The following is a 19,836-nucleotide window of genomic DNA, read 5'->3' as shown; positions in this document are numbered from 1 at the left end:
CTCTCGATAAATTTAGTCCCGGCACGTCAAGCCGCCGGGACAGGACGCGCCGCCTCAGCCGTAAAGTGCGGCCGGCAGCCAGGTGACAAGCGACGGGTAAAGCGCAACCAGCAAACACATCACCACGATCAGCACGATGAAGGGCAACACCCCGACAACGATCTGGCCGGTGCGCACGTCGCGCGGCGCAATCGCCCGCAGATAGAACAGGGCATATCCAAAGGGGGGCGTCAGGAACGAGGTCTGTAGCACCACCGCCATCAGCACCACGAACCACAGCAGGCTGACCCCCTCCATTTCCTGCACGATGGGCAGGAAGATCGGGAAGGACAGCAGCACAATGCCGGTCCAGTCCAGGAAGGCGCCCAGCAGGAAGACGATGAACATCATCATGGTCAGCAGCATCCAGGGCTCCATGTCGAGGCCGCGAATGATTTCCTGGGTGGCGCGCAGGCCGCCGGTGATGTTGAACACTCCGGTAAAGGCGGTGGCACCGACCACGATGAACAGGATCATCGCCGAAGTGCGCCCGGTTTCCAGCAAGGCGCTGTAGAAGGTCGCCCATTCGAACCGGCCGCGCACGATCACGATCACCAGCGCCAGCGCCGCGCCGATGGCCGAGGCTTCGGTGGCGGTGGCGATCCCGGCCAGAAGCGAGCCGAGAATGCCGAAGATCAGCACCAGCGGCGGCATCGCCTCGAATGCCAGCATCCGCAGCAGCGCGCCGCGGCCGATCTTTTCATCGGGTTCGACCGCCGGGGCGAGATCGGGGCGCAGGACCGAGATCACGTAGACATAGAGCGCATAGCTCAGGCCCAGCAGCACGCCGGGGATCATCGACCCGGCAAAGAGTTCACCCACCGACAGCGGCGAGTAGCTGGCCATCAGGATCAACATGATCGAGGGCGGGATCAGGATGCCGAGGCAACCCGAGGCGGCGATCACCCCGGTGGTCAGCGTCGGGGCATAGCCATATTGCAGCATCGGCCGCAGCGCCATCACCCCCATCACGGTGATCGATGCGCCGATGATGCCGGTGGTGGCCGCCAGCAGGATAGAGATGAAGACAACCGCCAGCGCCAGGCCGCCGCGCACCCGGCTGAGCAGCAAGCGCAACGATTCGAACATCCGGTCGGTGACACCGGAATCCGACAGGAACCGGGCCATCAGCACGAAGAGCGGAATCGCGATCAGGGTGAAATTGTCCAGCACATCGCCGAAAATGCGGTTGATGACGATGCCCAGCACCATCGGCTTGCCGGCGATCACCGCGGTCAGCACGGCGGTGCCGCCCAGCACGAAGGCCAGCGGATGGCCCATGAACAGGCCCAGCACCAGCAGGCCGAACATCAGGGCGGCAAGGATTTCCGGACTCATGCCTGTCACTCCTGTTCCGGCCGCTGGCCGAGAAGAATTTTAAGCACTTCGGAAACTCCCTGGATCAACAGAAGGCCCGCCGCCACGCACATCGCCATCTTCAGCGGATAGACCGGCATCTGAATCGCGCCATACGTGGTCTCGCCCTGGTTCCATGACCGCAGGGCAAATTCCCAAGACCGGGTCACGAAGACCCAGGTGAACGGGAAAAAGAAGATGATATAGCCCAGAACCTCGACCACGCGCAGCGCATTGGGGCCCAGCCGTTCGGTCAGGATGTCGACCTGCACATGCGCCCGGTGGCGCAGCGCATAGCCGCCCAACATCACAAAGTAGAACCCGAACAGCTGTTTGGTGACGTCGAAGGCCCAGCGTGTCGGCTCTTCGAAGACATAGCGCAGGATGACGTCATAGATAATGATCGCTGCAAAAACCACGGCGATGATACTCACCACCCTGCCAACGGTTTCGTTAACCGCATCTATCGCACGGATAATCAAAATGTCCCCTCCCGCCGGTTGTCATTTCTGCTTTCGCGGCGCCGCTGCGTGCACCCTGCTGACCTTGCCGAGAAGTGTCAACGCGCGATTTCGAGGCGAACAGCTTGGCGCGAAAGATTCTTTAACTTGTTTCGAAGAATGAGCGCGTTTTTGGCGAACGCCTTCTAGATACTCACAAATTTTTGATGAGTCTCCAGGCGTTCTCCGACGCGGGAAACGCAGGACATCAACGAATCCCAGCAACCGCGTTCCGGGTCACGGACCGTTGAGAAACCGATCTGTGTGCCGAACAAAGCCGCCGGCGCAACCGGCTGCCCGATCCCGAAATTACGCTCAGGCCGGCAGCACCAGCAGATCATCACGCGAGAACCACAGGGCCCGGTCCTGTCCGGGCTGTGGCAGGTCGCCGCCATTGGATTGGTTGAACAGGTCGACCGACACCGCCTGCCCGGCCACCTCGACCTGGGCGCGGATCACCGAGCCCAGAAAACTGGTGTGTAGCACCCGCCCCTCGACCCGCAGGTCATCGCCGTTTCGCGGGGCCAGCGACAATGTCTCGGGGCGCAGCGCAACGGTGACCGCTGCGCCGGCCCTCAAGGTCGCGGCCTTGCCGGGCAGGCTGTGCCCGGCAAAGCGCACTGCGCCGTTTTCCCCGACCTGCGCCTCGAAAGTGTTCAGATGGCCGACGAAGCCGGCAACAAACCGGGTGTCGGGGCGGTTGTCGATCTCGGCCGGCACGCCGATCTGGTCGGCGCGGCCCTGGTACATGACGACGACGCGGTCCGAGATCGACAGGGCTTCTTCCTGATCATGGGCGACAAAGATCGTGGTGATCCCCAATTCACGCTGGATGCTGCGGATGTCGTCGCGCAGCGACACGCGGATCTTGGCATCCAGCGCCGACAGCGGCTCGTCCAACGGCGCCCTATGCCTGCTTGGTGAACGGAGGATGAGACATTTGTAGCAAGGTGGTAACGAAAGGCGGGCGCCTCACGCGCCCGCCCGAAACACCGCGAAACAGCTGCGCGGCGTGTCAGAACTTGCCGACGGTCCAGAAAAAGGTCTCGCCCGAACTGTCATCGACGCCGTCATTGTCGGTGGAGACAAAGACGGTGCCATCCGTAGCGATCGCCAGGCCCTCGACCTTGTCGACGACATAGCCGGCATTGGCCGCAAGATCGGGGATCAGATCGCGCACGACCTCCTTGGTCACCACCTTCAACTCTCCATCCAGCGGCGCCGGCTGCATCTCGGACAGGGCAACGCGCGTGATCTGCTTGATTTTCGCGGCATCGCCGATCTGGTTGTCTCGCTCGACGAGATAGACATGATCGCCATGTGCCACGATTTCCGACAGGCCGATCCAGCCGGTATCAACCGGATCCAGGGGATACAGCACGGCGCCCCATTTCTCGGTCTCGATGTTATAGGCAACCAGCTTGACGAACCCTTTGGCATCATCGCCCCATTCGCGCTGCACCGCCAGCCACAGCGTGTTGCCAACCTGGGTGATCCCTTCGAAGCCAAAGCGTTTCTCGACCGCGGCCAGCGCGGGTGGTATCGCGATTTCCCGGGTGATCTCGCCCGCGCTGTTCAGGTGATAGATGGCATGCGGGGTCAGGCGATCGCTCCGGCCTTCGGAGGCCACCCAGAAACCGCCCTCGCCGTCGGTGGTGATCCCTTCCAGATCGAGTTTCTGCGCCGGGCGGCCACCTCGGGTGATCTCGGTAGCGGCGATGATCCGGGCCGGCTGCTGCGCCGGGTCGATGGTGAAGATGCGCGGCTGGTACCCATAGAAGCTGTCATTGACGGCATAGATCATGCCGTCATCCGCTGCCACCATGCCCGAAATCGCGCCCCAGCCGATCAACTCCTCTGCCCCGGCAGAGGTCAGCTGCGGATAGGCGGCCGGGGCGTTCTGCAATTCATACAGCATCACATGGGCGCGAACGCCGCCGTCTTCCCCCAGGTCGACCTCGTTTGCGGTCGCCAGCAATCCGCGCGACGGAATCGCGATGGCGCCTTCGGGCGAAATGCCCGAGGGCAGCAGCTGGGTGAACACCGGGTTGGCCGGATCGCTTACGTCATAGACTGACACGGTCGAGGCGCGCTCGGACAGGATGAAGGCATAGGTCACATCGCCGAACTTGGCGATCTCCATGCCTTCGGGCTCAACGCCCTTGGCATCCGACCGCCGGTCGGGATAGTGGCCGGCCTGGATGATCGGCGTTTCGAACCCGGCGCCCGATTCCCACACCAGCGTCCCATCCTTGTGGAACACCGTGATCGAACGCGAACCACCATCCATATCGCCTTCATTGGCAAGCATGAAATGGTCATCGTCGATCCATTGCAGGCCGTCGGGTTCACGCAGTCGGCCTGGCTGGCTTTCGGTGAAAATCAGCGCGGCGCGTTCATCGGTGGCGTCGATTCCGTTCAGGTCGACCGCCCCGGCTGAAAACTGCGACAGCACCGAACCGTCGGCATTCAGCACCACGATGGCGTTGTTTTCCTGCAGCGTCACCGCGATTTCGCCGAGCCCGTTGATATCGACGAATTCCGGTTCCGGATCCTCGGGGGCAATCTCGGTCAGGCCGGTCAGGTCGATCTGCACCAAGCTGCCGCAATCCAGCGCCTCATCGGCAACGGCAATTGTCACCATGTACCCCGCCGGCATCTGGCCGACACGTCCATCGCCGAGATCTTCGTCGCGTTCGTTTTCGATCGCCACGGCGACCAGGTCGCCGGCATCGGTATGCGCGGCGGAATCGGGCTGTCCGCCAAGGTCGCAGCTGCCGGTGACCGTTCCGTCCGCCAGATCGACCGAGACCAGCTTGCCCGAGGGGGCGGTATAGGATTGCGAGGTGTTGACCGCGACAAAGGCGGTATTGCCGATCACCGTCACCGACGTTGGCTCACCATCCATATCAACCGTACCCTTGGGTTGCGGCTTGGCCGGATCGGTAATGTCGATCATGCCAATCGCCCCAAGCGGGCTGTCGGTATAGACCAGGGTCAGCCCGTCATCGGATGCCGCGATGATCTCGGCGGCGGATTCCGCCGCGGTATCGGCGTTGTTCCGCGGCGTTGCAAAGGAAGATATCCGATTGAAATTTGTCTCGGCCAGCGCCTGACCCGCGGTCAGGGCGAGAACCGAGGTCAAACAGACAGACTTGAAGGTCATGCGATGCTCTCTGCGTTAAATTGGGAAGACAGAAAGCGATTGATCCAGTTCCATGACCGCTTCGTGATGGTCGGGTAAAAGAAATGTAACAACAGGGCGGCAAGAGGCGGCGCTTCCAGACATCGCCGCGCCGGCGCAGGTTTTGGGCGAGCGCTGGCCGCTGACGTCGCCGCCGGGTCTTGCACCCGACGAAAAAGGGGCTGTGGCCATCGCAGGAAGGCGGTCAACGGCAACAGGAAGGCCGGACTGCGAAACGATCCCCGATTGCGCCAATTGACGAACCTGTGCCAGTGTCGCGGACAATCTCGCGGGTCCGGGAACAACAGGCACTTCATGAACGACGGCTCATTCTTCGGGTTCGAGGGCTATCACATCGCCCTTGGCGCCGTCGGCGCCACTATTATTCTGGCCTATTGGCTGCCGCGTTTCTTCAGCAACCGGGAGCCCGCGGCGTCGGGGCTGCTGATCCTGATCGGGATGCTGGCCTTTGCCGTGGTTCCGGGCCTGCCGCAAATCCCCGATCCGCGCAGCAATGCGCTGCCCTGGGAGTTGGTGGCGGAACTGACGGTTATCGTGGCGCTGTTTGCCACCGGGCTCAGGATCGACGATCTGTCCAGCCTTTCTCGCTGGGGGCCGACAATCCGGCTGCTGGCGATCACCATGCCGCTGACCATCTTCGCAATTGCCTTGCTGGGATACAGCTGGGCCGGGATGACGGTGGCCGGCGCCATCCTGCTGGGCGCGGTGCTGGCCCCGACCGACCCGGTGCTGGCCGGGGATGTGCAGGTCGGTCCGCCGCTGGAGGGCAACGAACATCCGGTCCGCTTTGCGCTGACAACCGAGGCGGCGATCAATGACGGCCTGGCCTTTCCCTTTGTCTATCTTGGCCTGCTGGTGGCGGCCGAGGGCTTTGCCCCCGGCACCTGGGGGCTGGAATGGATCGGCCGGGACATTCTGTGGCGGATTGCGGTGGGCGCCGCGATGGGCGCGGCTGGCGGCTGGGCGCTGGGCCAGATCCTGTTCGTGCTGCCCCGGCGGGCGCCGCTGGCCGATACCGCCTCGGGCGTGGTCGCCCTGGCCGGCGTTCTGCTGTGCTATGGCACCACCGAACTGGTCGAGGGCTATGGCTTCATCGCCGTCGCGGTCACCGGACTGACGGTGCGGCGCGTCGAGGCGGATCACCAGTTTCACCGCCGGCTTCACGATTTTACCGAGGCGATCGAACATGCGTTGACCGCCGTGCTTTTGGTGGCGCTGGGTGCCGTGCTGCCCGCGCTGTTAAGCCAGCTCAGCCTTGCCTCGGCCGCGATCGCGGTGGCGCTGGTTTTCCTCATTCGTCCGCTGACCGGCTGGATCGCGCTGGCGGGTTCGCCGCTGAAGGGGCGCGAACACTGGGTGGTGGCGGCCTATGGCGTGCGCGGCATCGGCTCGATCTACTACCTTGCCTATGCGGCCGGGAAGGTCGAGTTCTGGGACAAGGAACAGTTGTGGGCGCTGGTTGGCTTTACCATCCTGCTGTCCACCCTCGTGCACGGCTTTACCGCGGGCATGGCGGTGGGCAACCTTCAGGCGCACGGCGAACCGGACCAGCGCTGATCGCACCGGGCCCATCGCCCGGTGCGGCCGCGACACACAGCGTGCCGGCGGCCATCGCTTGACCGGCACGCGCCCGTTTTCGTGGCCTCAGTGCGCGATCATCACGTGGCGGGCGACGGTATAATCCTCCAGCGCGTACATCGACAAGTCCTTGCCATAGCCCGATTGCTTGAGCCCGCCATGGGGCATTTCATTGACCAGCATGAAATGGGTGTTCACCCAGGTGCAGCCATATTGCAGCCGCGCCGAGATATCGAGCGCGCGGCCGATATCCCCGGTCCAGACCGACGAGGCCAGACCGTATTGGCTGTCATTGGCCCAGGCCACCGCGGTGTCGGCATCGTCAAACCGCGTCACCGAAACCACCGGGCCGAACACCTCGCGCTGCACGATCTCGTCGCTTTGCAGGGCGCCCGCCACCACCGTGGGTTGATAGTAAAACCCGCTGCCTCCGGCGAGTTCACCGCCGGTGGTGATTTCGATATGTTTCAATTCCGAGGCGCGCTGGACAAAGCTGGCCACCCGGTCGCGCTGGCGCTGAGAGATCAGCGGCGGGATTTCATTCAGCGTGTCATCGGCATTGTCGAAGACGATGGAAGAGACCGCACCGGTCAGATCGGCGACCAGGTTGTCGTAGATCTTCGGCCCGGCATAAATCCGGCAGGCGGCGGTGCAATCCTGTCCCGCGTTGTAATAGCCGAAGGCGCGCAGCCCCTCGACCACCCGGCCAAGGTCGGCATCGTCCATCACGATCACCGGCGCCTTGCCGCCAAGTTCGAGATGCGTACGCTTTACCGATTTCGACGCCGCCTGCAGCACCTTCTTGCCGGTGGCGACATCGCCGGTGATCGACACCATGTCCACCTCGGGGTGGTTGATCAGCGCGTTGCCAACGCTGGCCCCCTGCCCCACGATCACGTTCACCACGCCTTCGGGAAACAGCCCGGCGATGATCTCAGCCATCAGCAGCGCGGTCAGCGGTGTCTGTTCCGAGGGTTTCATCACCACCGTATTGCCCCCGGCCAGGGCCGGGGCCAGCTTCCAGGCCATCATCATCATCGGGTAGTTCCAGGGCGCAATCGAAGCCACGACGCCAATCGGGTCGCGCCGGATCATCGAGGTATGGCCGGCCATATATTCCCCTGCCACCGGCCCCTGCATGTTGCGCACGGCGCCGGCGAAGAAGCGGAAACAATCGACCACCGCCGGGACCTCCTCGTTGAGCACCTCGTTGATGGGCTTGCCGCAATTCAGCGACTCGAGCTTGGCAAACTCCTCGGCCCGCGCCTCGATCGCGTCGGCCAGCGCCAGCAACTTGGCCGAGCGTTCGCCCGGCGCGGTCCGCGCCCAGCCGGGAAACGCCGCCCGGGCCGCCGCCACCGCGCGGTTGACCTGGTCCAGGTCCGCCTCGGGCATTGCCAGGATCAGCTTGCCGGTGCGCGGGTTCAGAACCTGTTCCTCGGTCTCGGTGCCTGCCTCCTGTGCGCCACCGATCAGCATCTTGGTCTGCATGGGTATCCTCCGTTATTTTCCTTGTCCGGCAACCTGTTCGGTGCCGCGCGTGAGATAATAGGCGCCCAGGATGGGCAGCAGGGTTACGACCACCACGATCATCGCCACCACGTTGGTGACCGGCCGCTCGCGCGGGCGCACCAGCTCTTCCAGCATCCAGATCGGCAGCGTTTGTTGCTGCCCGGCGGTGAAGGTGGTCACAATCACCTCGTCAAAGCTGAGCGCGAAGGCCAGCATGCCGCCCACCACCAGCGCGGTGGCGATATTGGGCAGGATCACGTGGCGCAGGGTCTGGAACATGTTGGCGCCCAGGTCCATCGATGCCTCGATCAGGCTGCCGCTGGTGCGCCGGAACCGGGCAACCGCGTTGTTATAGACGATCACCACGCAGAAGGTCGCGTGGCCCAGAACGATGGTCCAGGTGCTGAACGGGATTTCGGCGATGGAAAAGGCCGAGCGCAGGGCGATCCCGGTCACCACCCCCGGCAAAGCGATGGGCAGGATCACCAGCAGCGAAATCGTCTCGCGGCCGAAAAACCGGGTGCGGCTGACCGCGGCGGCGCAGAGCGTGCCAAGGATCATTGCCACCACCGTCGAGATCGAGGCCACCTTGACCGACAGCGTCAGGGCCTCCCAGACGTCCGGCCGGTTCCAGGTGACCGCGAACCATTTCAACGTCAGTCCCGGTGGCGGCCAGGCAAAGCTCTTTTCCTCGGTGGTGAAGGCATAGACGAAGATCAGCAGGATCGGCAGGTGCAGGAACAGCAGCCCCGCGACCACCGCGATCTTCAGCGGGAGTGAGGCGCGATCAGAGTGCATCGAAAGCCCCCATGCGTTTTGCCCCCCACAGATACAGCGCCATGATCACGATCGGCACGACCGCAAAGGCGGCGGCCAGCGGGATGTTTCCGGCGATGCCCTGGTGCTGATAGACCGCCTGCCCGATGAACAGGCGCGAGGTGCCGATGATCTGCGGGATGATGTAATCGCCCAGCGTCAGCGAGAAGGTAAAGATCGATCCGGCGACGATCCCCGGCAGCGCCAGCGGAAACAGCACGTAACGAAAGGTCTGGCCAGGTCGCGCGCCCAGATCGCCCGATGCTTCCAGCATCGAGGTCGGCACCCGTTCCAGCGCCGCCTGGATCGGCAGGATCATGAAGGGCATCCAGACATAGACAAACACGATGAAGGTGCCCGTGGTGCTGACCGAAAGCGAATTGCCGCCAACCACCGGCAGTGCCAGATACGCGTCAAGCAGCCAGTTCAGACGCAGCCCTTCCAAGGCCCAGGTCAGAATGCCTTCCTTGGCGAGGATCAGCTTCCAAGCATAGATCTTGACCAGGTAGCTGGACCAGAGCGGCATCATGATGCCCAGATAGAACACCGCCCGCCACCGCCCCTTGGCGAAGCGCGCCGCGTAATAGGCGATGGGAAAGGCAATCGTCGCCGACGCCAGCGTGGCGCAGATCGCCATGGTGATGGTGCGCAGGATGATGTCGAAATTCGCCGGCGTGAACAGTTCGGCATAGGTCGCCAGGGTAAATTCATAGCGGATCACGCCGCTGAAATGGTCGATCGAGAAAAAGCTCTGCAGCAGCAGCGCGAACAGCGAGCCCAGATAGATGATCCCCAGCCACAGCACCGGCGGCAGCAGCAGCAGGATCAACAGCAGCGCCGGACGCCGCCACAGCGTGTCGGACAGCCGCGTGCCGACCCCCTCGCTTTGGGCGGTCGTCGGTTGGCTGAAGCTGGTTCCGGCCATGCTCATGTCCCGGCCCGCATCAGGTGCAGGTCATCCTCGGCCCAGGTCAGCGCCACCTCGTCGCCCTCTGCCGGGCGCGGCGCGTCCTGCGGCAGCAGCGCGGTCAGCCGGGTGCCCTCGGCCTCGAAGCTCACCCGCGTGTTGTGCCCCAGGAAGCTGAGGCCGGTGACCCGCGCCCGCAGCGGCCCTTCGGTCGCCAAGCGGACTCGTTCGGGCCGGATCGCCGCCGGGCGGGTCTGGCCCGTCAGCCGTGCCACCAATGCCGCCGGCAGCACGTTGGACGAGCCGACGAAATCGGCGACAAACGGCACTTCGGGCCGGAAATAGATATCTTCGGGCGCGCCCACCTGGATGATCTTGCCCTCGTTGAACACGGCGATGCGGTCCGCCATCGACAGTGCCTCGCCCTGGTCATGGGTGACGAAGACAAAGGTGATCCCCAATTGCCGTTGCAGGCCCTTCAACTCCTCCTGCATCTGTTCGCGCAGCTTGAGGTCCAGCGCCCCCAGCGGTTCATCCAGCAACAGCGCCCGCGGTTTGTTGACCAGCGCCCGCGCCAGCGCCACCCGCTGGCGCTGACCGCCCGACAGTTCCGAGGGCTTGCGGCTGCCGTAACCGTCCAGCCGCACCATCTCCAACGCCGCCTCGGCCGCCGCGTGACGCGCTTTCTTGCCCTCGCCGGCGATCATGAGACCATAGGCGACGTTGTCGATGACGTTGAGATGCGGAAACAGCGCGTAATCCTGGAACACGGTGTTCACGTGACGCTTGTAGGGCGGCAGATCGGCCACCGCTTCTCCGAAAATCCGGATGTCCCCGCCGGTGGGCCGTTCGAACCCGGCGATCAGGCGCAGGCAGGTGGTTTTACCCGAGCCGGATGGCCCCAGCATGGCAAAGAACTCGCCCTCGGCAATTTCAAGGCTGACGCCATCCACCGCCCTCACCGCCCCGAAGTGGCGCGAGACGTTCGCAAAAGTTACGGCTGACATGGAAATGGTCCGGTCTTGGCCCGTGCCGCCCCAAGGCGGCACGGACGGGGTTGCAGAAGATCAGCGGCCGCCGATCACACCGATATAATCCGACACCCATCGGTAATAGGGCACGCATTCGTCCTGGCTTTCGCAATTGGCCACCGGAGTCTTCCAGAACTTGATCTTTTCGAACTGGGCAAGGCCGTTGGCGTCACAGCCTTCCTGGGTCTGCATGCCCGATCCGTCGGAACAGGCGGCCGGAACCGACGGAACCGCCCCGAACCAGACCGAGAGATCGGATTGCAGGTTCGAGCTGAGCGTGTGTTCCATCCACATATAGGCGCAGTTCGGATGCTCGGAATCGACGTGCAGCATGGTGGTATCGGCCCATCCCGTCGCGCCTTCCTGCGGGACCACCGAGGCCACGGGGACATTATCGGCCTGCAAGAGGTTTACCTGGAACGGCCAGGACCCGGAGGCGGCCATCCCTTCGTTCTTGAAATCGTCGATCTGGATGAACGCGTCGTGCCAGTAGCGGCTGACCAGTTCGCGCTGGCCACGCAGCAGATCCAGCGCGGCGGCATATTGGTCGGGCGACAGTTCATAGGGGTCGACGATGCCCAGGTCGGGCTGGTGATACATCAGGTAGTTGGCCGCATCGGCGATGTGGATCGGCCCGTCATAGGCCTGGACCCGGCCCTTGTTCGACTGACCGTCGGCCAGGGTGGTTTCCTCGAACACCACGCTCCAGGAAGTCGGCGGCTCGGCAAAGGCTTCGGTGTTGTACATCAGCACGTTGGGCCCCCACATATAGGGTGTGCCATAGTGCTGGCCGTCGACATAATGCCAGGGCGCTTCCTTCAGCCGCTCGTCCACGGTGTCCCAGGACGGGATCAGGTCGATATTGATCGGCTGAACCCGCTTGCCCGCGATCATCCGCAGCGAGGCATCGCCGCTGGCGGTCACCAGGTCAAAGCCACCCTCGTTCATCAGGGCCACCATTTCGTCCGAGGTGTTGGCGGTTTTGACCGAAACCATGCAGCCGGTGGCGTCTTCGAACTTGGTCACCCAGTCAAAATTCGCGTCGGTCTCGCCGCGCTCGATATACCCGGCCCAGGCGACAATCGACAGCGCGCCCTCGCCTTCGCCGATCTCGGATATTTGCGCCGGCGCGACGGTTGCAACCGAGGCGGCGGTGATCGAACTGACCACGGCTGTGATGACTCTCTGCTTCATAGCAATCTCCCTGCGGGGCGATCCGCGTGGCCCCACTGGCCGGTCAGAACTGACCAGCCGGCGCCGCCGGTTGCCCAAGATGATTTTGGTTTTGACCCGGTCGCATGCCGGGGCGCGATCCAGAATCGCCCGCTGTTCAGGCGCACGATTCATTTGCCGCATGGTCACTATGGTAAGACGCCTCTGCGTTCGCAAATTCATTAATCAGAAACTGGCATTCGGAATTTCCGATAGCTCGTACCGGCTAAAGCCGCAGATGTTTGCCCGCCTGTCCCATCCGCGCAAGCGAGATAAAGTCGCGCACCGCCGTCGACAGCGGCAGCCCGCGCCGCCACACCACACCAACCTGAACGATGGGCAAGGCGCCCGAGACATCGCGACTTTCGATCCGGTCGCCATCCAGCGACCAGGGCCGATAGACCAGGTCCGGCAACAGCGCCACCCCCGCCCCGGTGGCGACCAGGCTGCGCACCGCCTCGACGCTGCGGGTCCGGAACGCGATCTGCGGCTTTTGACCGAAGGCCGACAACAGCTTGACCGCCTCTTCTTCCATCTCGTCCACGTTCAGCATGATCAGCGGCTCGCGCGCGACGTCGTCCAGCCCGATGCTCTCCCGCCTGGCCAACTTGTGCTCGAGCGGCAGCCACAGGCGGAAGGCCGAGACATCGAGGATCTCGGATTGCAGCGCCATTCGGTCACGCAGGTTGGAAATCACCATGACGGCCACATCCAGTTCGCCGCCGATCAGCAGATGTTCCAGGTATTCGCCGGAATCCTCCAGCGCCGAAACCGTGACCGACGGGTTCATCCGGCGGTAGCGGGACAGCAGATCGGACATCACATAGCCCGCCATCAGCGAGGTCACCCCGATGTTCAGCCGGCCCGAGGTTTTCCCCGGTGGTTTCTTGAACGCGCGCCGCGCCCCGGACACGTCCGACAGGATCTTGGTGGCGTGGCGCAAAAACTGGTGGCCGCTGTGGGTGATGTTCAGCCCGCGGGCATGACGCTCGAACAATGTCACGCCCAGATCGGCCTCGAGGTTTTTCAACGCCTCCGTGACCGCGGATTGCGAGATTGACAGCGTCTGTGCCGCGCCGATGACCGAGCCCTTTTCGGCGACCGCAACGAAATAGCGCAACTGTTTCAGCGTGAATGACATATACCGGCACTTTCGGTTGCCCGGCCTGGGCCGGCAATTGGGTTTCCATGGACCAGCTAACGACAGCGCGGCCGTCGGAACAAGCCTTATGGCAACCGCAGCAAGGGTTTAGGTTCCCCTGGCAACGCCCTGCGCCGCCAAGTGGCTTTCGGCGCGATTGTTCAGTCTGGAACCGGATAGGTGATATGCGTCTGGTCTTCTTCGAACGCGTCGAAGCTCTTGGTCCATTGCCGGCCCGGCCAGAACAGATCGACCTGGCCCTCCGCAGGCCGATAGGCCGCAGTGTAGAGGGTGCCAAAGCCGCGGTCGAAGGCCAGGGAATACAGCGGCGGGCGCAGGAAGGCGCGGATGAACTTGTGCTCGGGCTCGGTATGCAGCGTCAGGCGCTGCAACAGATAGCGCTCGCGCTCGACCGTGGCGGTGACGCGGGCGTGAATGTTCCACTCGACGCGCTCCTGGTGGTTGGTCGCCACCGCGGCATGGCTGATCACGGTGCGCCGGTCCGGGGCCAGATAGGCGGTCACAAAGCGGCGGTCGCGGTCCAGCACGGTGACGTTATAGCTCATATGGCTGGGCACCCGCACCAGCACCTCCTGCGCCTCGGCCGTGGTGCGGCAGGTTTGCAGGATGTACCGCAGGATCAACGGCACGCCAAAGCCGGGGCCAACCTCCTGCCGGCCGCCAAAGGTCAGCGATACCGCCAGCCCATCCTCGTTCATGCCGTCCACCAGGCCGAAAAGGCCGTCCGACATGCCGATGACCCTGCGCCCCTGCCAGCCGGTTTTCAGCAACACCGCGTCGACGGCGGCAGGGTTATAGTCGTAGTTCCGCACGATCAGCGGCCGGTCACCGGGCCAGATCGCCTGGCTGCAGCCGGATAGATAGCGCGGCGGGCAGTAGAAGCTGAGGAACCGGGCCTCGCGGTCGCCACCGCCGGCAAGCTCGACCAGCTGTTCGTAAAGCGGCACCAGCTCGGGCATATGCCGGCGCAGCGCGTTCAGCCCCTCCATATAGGTGGGCCGCACCCCGATGCCCTCGCGTTCCCACCAGGCGAGGTAGGAGTCGCGATATGCCGAAAACAGGCCGGCCCATTTGGGGCCGGGCGCGTCTTCGCTGAGGGCGGTGAAGGTCAGGGACATGGGGTTTCATCGCCTGAATGGGGTGGAAGGGCAAGGGCCGGAGCCGAACCGGCCACGGCCTCCGCCGAGGTTGATCCGACTTAGGATAAGCCGGCAGAGCCGGGCGCGGTTCCCCCACAGCATTGACCTAATTCCGTGACCACCCGCGCCCGGAACACGCGCCGGTGCATCTGTCGGTGGGAACATGTCGTGTCACCGTTCGAGCCCCTCGAACCAATCGAGGACAAGATTTGCCCATTGGCTGGGAAACCCGTGCCCACCGGGATGCAACACGACCTCCACGCTGCCGGCATCACAGCTCCACCACCTGCGCCAAATTTCACCGCTCGCATCGTGGCCGGACGGTTTGGAAGGACAGCCGTTGGTGCGCCGCCAGAGTTGTAGTCCGCTCCAGATATCGGCCTGCGTAAACCGCCCCAGTCCAGGGTTGTCGATCGTGCGACCTTCCAAAGGCACCACCTGATCGGAAAAACCGTGAATATGCAGGAGATCGACAGGGCCGATACAGTCCCTGGTCTCCGGCAGCCAGAATCCTCCCGCGACGGCAGCATAGCCGCGGGCCAGGGTCGGGTGCAGGCAGGCGGCCTCCCACACCATTGACCCGCCGCGGGAAAAGCCCGTCAACAACACCCGGTCCGGGTCCACCGCCACGCGTGCGACCGCATCGTTCAGCACGTCGCTCAGGAATTGCAGGTCGTTACGCGGGTACGCCACCCATCCGTCCCGGATGGCCCAGTCCGTGGGATTGCCTTCGCGCCAGGGCAGCGCGGTGGGCGCAATGAACGCATAACCGCGCCCGGTGAACCCTTCGACCAGAGTCGTTGTTCCCAGAACTTTGGCACTGCTGCTGCCGTAGCCATGCAGATAGATAACAGCGGGTCCACCCTGCCATCCATCCGGCAGGACAAGGTGGTAGGCGCCGGTCGCGATCCGGCTGGGGTCTTGCGCACCGCCGCACGCGGCGACGGCGACCGGCCCCACGGCCCATAGCGTCAGCAGACAGGTGCGAATGAGTTGCAGCACATTGGTCCTCGCTCGTCATCCTGCGCGTCGCCAACCGGACGACATGGAATCCGTTGCGCGGCCACTTTGAGATCCGCCTCGGCAGTGCCGCCGCTCACCTGTGCCCTGTGCCTGCGACGCGGGCAGCAGGCCGGATTTCAGCCTTACATGATCTTGAACGCCGGATCCTCGAAGGTTTGCGCCGAGGGAAGCTGGCGCGCCTTATAACAGGCCTTGATCCCGTCGATCCAGCGCTTGGATTTGTCGGTCAGCTGAAAGCTTGGTGTCATCGACCGGCCGCGGGTGACCAGAATGCCAAGGTCGGCGCCCTCGTAACGATAATCGCCCACGTTGGAGATACGCAGGAAAAACGCCTCGTCCTCGGTCTCGACCGCGCGGCGGTGATAGTCAAAGCGGTTGAACACCACCTTGCCTTCCGGCGTCATCCGGTAAATGCCCGATTGCGGCGCCTCGGTGATGATGTCGACGCTGTCCTCGGTGTGCTTGATCACCATCTGCGACCAGCTGTCGATCATGTCGGGATCGGACCAGCGCGCGTTCAGTTCGTCCACGTCCAGATCGAAGGGTTTCTTCGAGAATTCAAGCAGGTGGAACAGGAACAGCGGCGCGTCGGCATGGGCAAAGGCGGCGTGGTTGGTCATCGACGAAGCGCCGGTAATACGCGGGTTCAGCTCGCCCAGCCAGATATCGTCGTTCTTCTTGTCGATCAGGAAATCCAGCTCGAAATAACCGCGATAGCCCTCTTTCCTCAGCTGCTCGCCGAACTGGAAGGTCAGCTCGCGCGCCTTCTGCCGCTGCTTGGGGCTGAACGCGGTCGAGAAGATCTCGTTGCCGCACCAGCCGCCCCGGTAGGGGGTCAGCTCCTTGAACCCCACCAGTTCCGTCATCAGCGGGCCAACGATAGTGCCCTGCGACGTGGCGCAGGCCTCGATCGCCGAGCCGCGGCAATCGATCCGCTTCATGATCTTGATCTCGCCCTCGCCGACGATCTCGTGTTCGTATTTGCGGAAATCGGCCTCGGACTTGATGAAGAACGTGGTGTGGCCGCTATCGCCAAAGGCCGATTGCAGCACCAGGTCATCGCCCAGCCCGGCCTTTTTGCAGATCTCCTGCAGATGGGCATAGTCCTTCACCTCGGACAGGGTGTTGGGAACCGAGGGCACATCGGCCTTGTTGCCGACGCGGACCGTTTCGATCTTGTTATCCATCGCGGTGCGCAGCTTGGCCTTGGGGAACCAGACCTCGCCACCAAGATCCTTGGCCAGTTTCTCGGTCTTCTCGTCGAACATCAGGAAGACGAATTTCGGCTTGCCGCCGCGCGCCTTCACGTAATCGACCACCTCCTTGTGCTGCAGCAGGTAGTTGTTGATGTCCTCGATCGACTGGAATTCGTCATGCGGCATTTCCGAGGGGCACAGCACGTTCGGGTGACGCCCGTCGAAACAGTCCATATAGCAGATATACTTGAAGTTCTTCACCCACTCGTCCAGCCCCAGCAGGTTGAAGTTGGTCGCGGACACGAAATAGATCGGATCCTTGTTGGTGTGGAAATACCGGCGGATTTCCGAGATGTTCTTGAGCGTTTTCTTGACCATTCCTTGGACCTCCCGTCGGTTTATTTTTTGGACAGCGCGTCGAGCGCTTCCTTGGTGAACACGCGCAGACCCAGATCGGCGCGGTATCCGTGGATTTCGCTGACATCCAGCGCCCGCATGAATTGCAGGATTTCGGGGCTGATCACCTGCCCCGGCACCAGGATCGGAAAGCCCGGCGGATAGGGGATGATAAAGCTGGTCGAGACCAGTTCCTCGCCGCTTTCCAGCCGTTTCATCAGGCCGTCGTCCAGCGCGAGATAGTCGCATTTGTCCTCGTCATAGGCGAGGAAATACGCGGTGCGGATATCGCCTTCGGGCGTGTCTCCCCCGGCACGGAACGCGTCGTGGAAGCGGCTGAAATCGGGCAGCGGCGGCACGTGTTCGATCAGCGCGGCGACGCGGTTTTCGAAGGACCGCTTTTCCATCTTCGAGGCGTCGTCCAGCAGGTCGTCCAGCTCGTTCGCGATCTCGACCAGCACCTCGATCAGATAGGCGACCGAAGACCGCGTGGTGCCGATATTGGTCATGAACAAGACGGTGTTGCGCGAGGTCTTGTTGATCTGGATCCCGTATTTGTCCATCAGGATCTTGGTCTTGAACGTGTCGCCATCCCAGCCGGTGCCGCCCACCGCCAGGGTGATGCGTGTCGGGTCCAGCACGAATTCGTCCTCGGCCCACATCGCCCATTTGTCGGTCCAGCCCTGCTTGGGGTCGTAATAATGGGTCGACGCGGTGGATCGATAGGTCTCGGGGATCACGTCGGCCACCGTCAGCACCTTGAAATACTTCTGCAGCAGCGGATGCGTGGACACCGCGCGGCGGATCGCCATGGCGCTTTCCACCTGCCTCTGCACGAACTCGAACCCCTCCAGTTCGACCTGCCGCCGCCCGACATCCAGCGAGGCGATGATCTGGTAATTGGGCGAAGTGGACGTGTGGGTCATGAAGGCTTCGTGAAAGGCCTGCTCGACCTCGCCTTTGAAATCCTGATCGTTGACATGGATCATCGAGCCCTGCCGCAGCGAGGTCAGGGTCTTGTGGGTGGATTGCGTGGCATAGACCCGGACCCGGGCGTCCGGCGGCGGCACCAGCCGGGTGTTCAGCCACTTGGCCTCGTCCGCATCCGCCAGCTTGGCCTGCTGCGCCTCCCAGGCGGCGGCAGCTTCGGGCGCCTTCAGCTTTTGCCGCAGCGCGTTGGCGGTGCTCATTGCGGTGCGCTGGCGATAGGTCGGTTCGAACCGGGCAAAGGCAAACCACGCCTCGTCCCACAGGAACACCAGGTCCTTCTTGATGGCGAGGCATTCCTCCATCACACGCTCGACGTTATAGACCACGCCGTCGAAGGTGCAGTTGGTCAGGGTGATCATCCGCACCTTGTCCAGCTTGCCCGCCGCCTTCAGCCTGAGCAGCTGATGCTTGATCTCGCTGGTGGGCACCGCGCCATACATCGAATATTCGTGCAGCGGATAGCTGTCCATGTAGACGACATTCGCCCCCGCCAGCACCATGCCGTAATGGTGCGACTTGTGGCAGTCACGGTCGACCAGCACGATGTCGCCGGGGCGGATCAGCGCCTGCACCACGATCTTGTTGCAGGTCGAGGTGCCGTTAGTGGCGAAATAGGTGTGTTTCGACCCAAAGGCCTGCGCCGCCATGTCCTGCGCTTCCTTGATCGGTCCGCGCGGCTCGAGCAGGCTGTCGAGCCCGCCGGAGGTGGCCGAGGTTTCGGCAAGGAAGATGTTGGGACCGTAAAACGCGCCCATGTCCTGGATCCAATGCGACCGCGAGATCGACTTGCCGCGGCTGATCGGCATGGCATGGAACACGCCGGTGGGTTGCTTGGAATATTCCTTGAGCGCGGTGAAGAACGGCGTCTTGTACCGCCGCCCGACGCCGCGCAGGATGTTCAGGTGCAGCTCCAGAAAGTCTTCCTGGTTGTAAAAAACGCGGCGGCAGCGGCCAAGGTCCAGCCCCGCGATATCTTCCGCCGACCGGTCGGTGATCAGATAGGCGTCCAGCTCGGGCCGGATCTTGGCGATCAGCCGGCAGGCTTCGGGCCCGTATTCATAGGGCTGGATCGCGTCGACCTCTTCTTCGTCGCCCACCCATTTCAAATATTGGCTGATCACCGGCAGCGCGTTTTTCGACTTCAGCGTCAGGCCGGGCCGGACCACGACGGCCTGCACGTTGTGGTTGAACAGGATGCCGATCAGCGCGTCTTCCAGCGAGGGCACCACCACCGGTTCGTAGATGAAGGGATCTTCCATTCGCCGCATCCGTTGCAGGCTGTGGCGCAGGAACCGTTCCTGGTGTTCATTGACCTCGTCGACGATCAGCACCTCGAAATAGGGCCGGCCCAGCGCCCGCGCCTCGGGCGCCAGCGAGGCTTCGTCTTCGTAATCCTCGTTATCGGCCTCGTCCGAGGACAGCGGGATCGCCCGGCGGCGATAGGCGCCCGAGGTCAGCGCCCGCGCCACCCGGCGCACCGAGGTCAGCAGATCCTCGTAATTGCCGTGATCAAGCAGTCGGCGCAGATGCGCAAAGCTGCTGCCGCCCGGAAACGCCCAGTAGGCCTCGATCGGTTCCAGCGCCTCGAAAAGCTGGGCCGCGGTTTCCAGCAGTTTCTTGCCCTTGCGGCCCTCGTCGCCGCTGCGCAACAGCCCCTCGGCCGCCTCGCGAAGCGCGCTCCATCGGTCCGAGCGCAGCTGGGTCGCACTGTAATAGTCGCGAATGGATGGGAGCGAACCGTCTCCGGATTGGGCATTCATCGCTGGGTCCTCCT

General features: G+C 63.3%; 16 protein-coding genes. 1 reads left to right on the top strand and 15 read right to left on the bottom strand.

Annotated features, from left to right (window positions below; all coding sequences use genetic code 11):
• Positions 1–54: 54 nt before the first annotated feature.
• From CVM52_RS03360 to CVM52_RS26525, 5 genes are all read right to left on the bottom strand, one after another.
• Entirely contained in the window at positions 55–1,377 is a 1,323-nt protein-coding gene (locus tag CVM52_RS03360; RefSeq protein WP_205964858.1) for a TRAP transporter large permease, read from the bottom strand.
• Positions 1,378–1,382: 5 nt separating this feature from the next.
• Positions 1,383–1,877 carry a TRAP transporter small permease subunit gene (locus CVM52_RS03355; protein WP_100161184.1) on the bottom strand — a complete coding sequence of 165 codons (495 nt, stop codon included), beginning with the start codon at positions 1,875–1,877 and terminating at the stop codon, positions 1,383–1,385.
• Between the two features lie 333 nt (positions 1,878–2,210).
• Complete coding sequence (locus CVM52_RS03350) at positions 2,211–2,795, bottom strand: ABC transporter ATP-binding protein (protein ID WP_240620850.1); 585 nt, start codon at positions 2,793–2,795, stop codon at positions 2,211–2,213.
• 115 nt (positions 2,796–2,910) lie between these two features.
• Positions 2,911–5,061, bottom strand: coding sequence for an esterase-like activity of phytase family protein (locus tag CVM52_RS03345; RefSeq protein ID WP_100161182.1), 2,151 nt, complete (start codon positions 5,059–5,061; stop codon positions 2,911–2,913).
• Positions 5,062–5,076: 15 nt separating this feature from the next.
• Positions 5,077–5,364 (bottom strand): hypothetical protein, encoded by a 288-nt coding sequence (locus CVM52_RS26525; RefSeq protein ID WP_133119777.1) that lies wholly within the window; start codon positions 5,362–5,364, stop codon positions 5,077–5,079.
• 30 nt (positions 5,365–5,394) lie between these two features.
• Between CVM52_RS26525 and CVM52_RS03340 the strand changes: the two genes are divergently transcribed.
• Positions 5,395–6,657 carry a cation:proton antiporter gene (locus CVM52_RS03340; protein WP_100161181.1) on the top strand — a complete coding sequence of 421 codons (1,263 nt, stop codon included), beginning with the start codon at positions 5,395–5,397 and terminating at the stop codon, positions 6,655–6,657.
• Between the two features lie 87 nt (positions 6,658–6,744).
• Here the strand turns inward: CVM52_RS03340 and CVM52_RS03335 are convergent, their stop codons facing one another.
• The 10 genes from CVM52_RS03335 to CVM52_RS03290 form a co-directional block, all read right to left on the bottom strand.
• The gene (locus CVM52_RS03335) at positions 6,745–8,169 is read right to left on the bottom strand and encodes a gamma-aminobutyraldehyde dehydrogenase (protein ID WP_100161180.1); all 1,425 of its coding nucleotides are present in this window, start codon (positions 8,167–8,169) and stop codon (positions 6,745–6,747) included.
• 12 nt (positions 8,170–8,181) lie between these two features.
• A complete protein-coding gene (locus CVM52_RS03330) occupies positions 8,182–8,988 on the bottom strand; it encodes an ABC transporter permease (protein WP_100161179.1) in 807 nt (268 codons plus the stop codon).
• Positions 8,978–9,931, bottom strand: a complete 954-nt coding sequence (locus CVM52_RS03325) for an ABC transporter permease (protein ID WP_240620849.1) — start codon at positions 9,929–9,931, stop codon at positions 8,978–8,980. The genes CVM52_RS03330 and CVM52_RS03325 overlap by 11 nt, the downstream gene beginning before the upstream one ends.
• 2 nt (positions 9,932–9,933) lie before the next feature.
• Entirely contained in the window at positions 9,934–10,920 is a 987-nt protein-coding gene (locus CVM52_RS03320) for an ABC transporter ATP-binding protein (RefSeq protein WP_100161177.1), read from the bottom strand.
• 60 nt (positions 10,921–10,980) lie between these two features.
• Positions 10,981–12,138, bottom strand: a complete 1,158-nt coding sequence (locus tag CVM52_RS03315) for an ABC transporter substrate-binding protein (protein WP_100161176.1) — start codon at positions 12,136–12,138, stop codon at positions 10,981–10,983.
• A gap of 244 nt (positions 12,139–12,382) precedes the next feature.
• Entirely contained in the window at positions 12,383–13,297 is a 915-nt protein-coding gene (locus CVM52_RS03310) for a LysR family transcriptional regulator (protein ID WP_100161175.1), read from the bottom strand.
• Positions 13,298–13,458: 161 nt separating this feature from the next.
• Positions 13,459–14,436: a C45 family autoproteolytic acyltransferase/hydrolase gene (locus CVM52_RS03305; protein ID WP_205964857.1), complete on the bottom strand. Its 978-nt coding sequence runs from the start codon at positions 14,434–14,436 to the stop codon at positions 13,459–13,461.
• 192 nt (positions 14,437–14,628) lie between these two features.
• Complete coding sequence (locus CVM52_RS03300) at positions 14,629–15,459, bottom strand: CE1 family esterase (RefSeq protein ID WP_100161174.1); 831 nt, start codon at positions 15,457–15,459, stop codon at positions 14,629–14,631.
• A 143-nt stretch (positions 15,460–15,602) separates the two neighbouring features.
• Complete coding sequence (locus CVM52_RS03295; protein ID WP_276308627.1) at positions 15,603–17,078, bottom strand: biotin carboxylase; 1,476 nt, start codon at positions 17,076–17,078, stop codon at positions 15,603–15,605.
• Complete coding sequence (locus CVM52_RS03290) at positions 17,075–19,822, bottom strand: aminotransferase class I/II-fold pyridoxal phosphate-dependent enzyme (RefSeq protein WP_100161172.1); 2,748 nt, start codon at positions 19,820–19,822, stop codon at positions 17,075–17,077. The genes CVM52_RS03295 and CVM52_RS03290 overlap by 4 nt, the downstream gene beginning before the upstream one ends.
• Between the last annotated feature and the right edge of the window lie 14 nt (positions 19,823–19,836).

The organism is Pseudooceanicola lipolyticus (assembly GCF_002786325.1).
Taxonomy (GTDB): Bacteria; Pseudomonadota; Alphaproteobacteria; order Rhodobacterales; family Rhodobacteraceae; genus Pseudooceanicola_C; species Pseudooceanicola_C lipolyticus.
Note: the sequence above shows the minus strand (reverse complement) of the source record. Positions and strands in the feature narration are given on the sequence as shown.